The 2,315-nt window shown below is 36.4% G+C and carries 3 protein-coding genes; all 3 read left to right on the top strand.

Features of this window, described 5'->3' with window-relative positions:
* Positions 1-163: helix-turn-helix domain-containing protein (locus VQ048_RS12030; RefSeq protein ID WP_327611903.1), on the top strand; the 163-nt coding region annotated here is incomplete at its 5' end.
* Between the two features lie 110 nt (positions 164-273).
* Positions 274-1,791 carry a DUF3945 domain-containing protein gene (locus VQ048_RS12025; protein WP_208809425.1) on the top strand — a complete coding sequence of 506 codons (1,518 nt, stop codon included), beginning with the start codon at positions 274-276 and terminating at the stop codon, positions 1,789-1,791.
* Between the two features lie 47 nt (positions 1,792-1,838).
* Positions 1,839-2,315: toprim domain-containing protein (locus VQ048_RS12020; RefSeq protein ID WP_327611902.1), on the top strand; the 477-nt coding region annotated here is incomplete at its 3' end.

Genomic DNA, 2,315 nt, shown 5'->3' with positions numbered 1-2,315 from the left:
AATATCCGCTCGTTCTCTGCAGCGTTATCGTTCTGAAGGCAAACTACCCTATTACACAATTTCTGGAAAAATTTACTACAAACTATCAGATGTACACCAATTCATTAGAGAACACTTTAGTGTCCCTGTAAAAGCCAAAAAAGGACAATCAAAGCCAAAATAACACTGCCGTATTAAATTCTAATAGACAGCTTCTATCTTCGTTCTGCGATTTTTAAGATTTAAATTTAAAGTTTAATGAATTGAATTTAAACCATCAAAAAATAATATACTATGGCTAATGAATCCACTGAAACAAATCCACAAGAGAATACGTCCGTTGCAGAAGAGCAATGGACGGATTTGTTGCTTGTGTATGACCAAGAGGAACAACAGATTCGTGCCGTAAAAGGATTGGATAAAGACGGGCAGTTAGAAACCGTTCCTCCAGTCCCGGCACACGAACAAGATTTTATGAAGGTGGATCCTCACGGAAATATACTCTCAAACTTCTTTAGTAATTTTCTAAGACAAGTGAAAAATCCAAGTCATTTTTCTTTTTTCAAAATTCCCATTCCCAATCTACTAAAAGTTCAGCTCACGCCAGAGGATTTACAGCCTTATAAAATCCAACCACAAGAATATCAATCTTTAAATCAAAATACAATGGAACAAACCAATGAACCCCAAGAAGTAAAAGATACTCAGGAAGTAAAAAACACTACCCAAGAGGTCAATGAAACCCCATCGCAAAATACTGCCGATGAGGCTACCCAAGAACAAAAACATCGTTACGAAGTAGACGATATTGATTGGAATACGATGAACAGCTTAGGACTCTCAAAAGAGTATTTAGAAAAACGCAACTTATTAGAACCGTTACTAAAAGGTTATAAAACCGACCGATTGGTACCTATTAGTATGAATTTAGGGAGTGCTGTTACTCGTTTTGATGCTCGTTTATCTTTACGAAAAGATAACGAAGGTAAAGTAAGTGTCGCTATCCACGGAATTCGTAAAGAACCTCAATTAGATTATCCATTTTTTGGGCATGAGTTTACCCAAGAAGATAAAGAAAACCTATTGAAGACAGGAAATATGGGACGCGTGGTAGAGCTTACCAATGTAAAAACGGGTGAAAAAATCCCCTCTATTATTAGTATTGATGAATTGACGAATGAAATTGTTGCTTTGCGTCAAGAATACATCAAAATACCTGATGAAATCAAAGGAATCAAACTTAATGAAGAACAAAAGCAAACCCTTATGGAAGGTAAACCCTTGTTTTTAGAAGGAATGATCTCAAACAAGGGCGAACCCTTTAATGCAAATGTACAATTCAATGCAGAAAAGCGTTATGTAACATTTTTGTTTGATGAGAATCTTACACAGAAAATCAATACCCAACCTACTTTTGAAGAAGCTCCCAAAGAATTAAGAGGTAGAAAACTTACCGAAGAACAATACAAAGTTTTTTCGCAAGGCAAACCGCTGTACTTGGAAGGTTTAGAAAGTAAGGGTACAGGGAAAGTGTATAATGGTTACTTTACATATAACCAAGATACAGGGAAAGTTAAATTCACTTTCCAAAATCCTAATAAACAACAAAAAGAGGATAAAGTAACACGTCAGGCTAAAGAAATCAACAAAAAAGCCAAGGAAAATAAAACGACGACAACTACCACTCAAACTACAACAAAAACCCAAAAAGAAGCGACAAACAAAGGAGTGAAAACCACTACGACTACAACCAAGCGTACGGCAAAGCCTAAAACGCCTACAAAAAAAGCTACAAGTGGACGCAAAATGTAGGGCGATGGCGATATTGATGCAATTCATTTATCTAAAAACAAAAATCTATGAAAGTAATCCTAGCGGAAAAACCCAGTGTAGGCAGAGAAATTGCTCATTTATTAGGGGCTAATAATAAAAAAGACGGTTATATAGAAGGTAATGGTTATGCCGTTACTTGGGCATTTGGTCATTTAGTACAATTGGCAATGCCTGAAGCGTATGGTTGTGTAGGATTCCAAAAAGAACATCTTCCCATACTTCCAGAACCGTTTGAACTACAACCCCGCCAAGTGAGAAAAGATAAAGGATATGTAGCAGATGCAGGCGTATTAAAACAACTTAAAGTGATACGAACTTTATTTGAGCAATGCGATTCAATTGTAGTAGCTACCGATGCAGGAAGAGAAGGAGAGTTAATTTTCCGATACATCTATGATTACTTAAATTGTCAAAAACCTTTTGAGCGACTTTGGATTAGTTCACTCACAGAAAAAGCCATTCTTTCAGGCTTTGAAAAACTCCGTCCAGGAAAGCAATTTGAC

Source organism: Bergeyella anatis, from assembly GCF_036016955.1.
Lineage (GTDB): Bacteria > Bacteroidota > Bacteroidia > Flavobacteriales > Weeksellaceae > JAYWXI01.
This window is presented reverse-complemented; position numbering and strand designations above follow the sequence as displayed.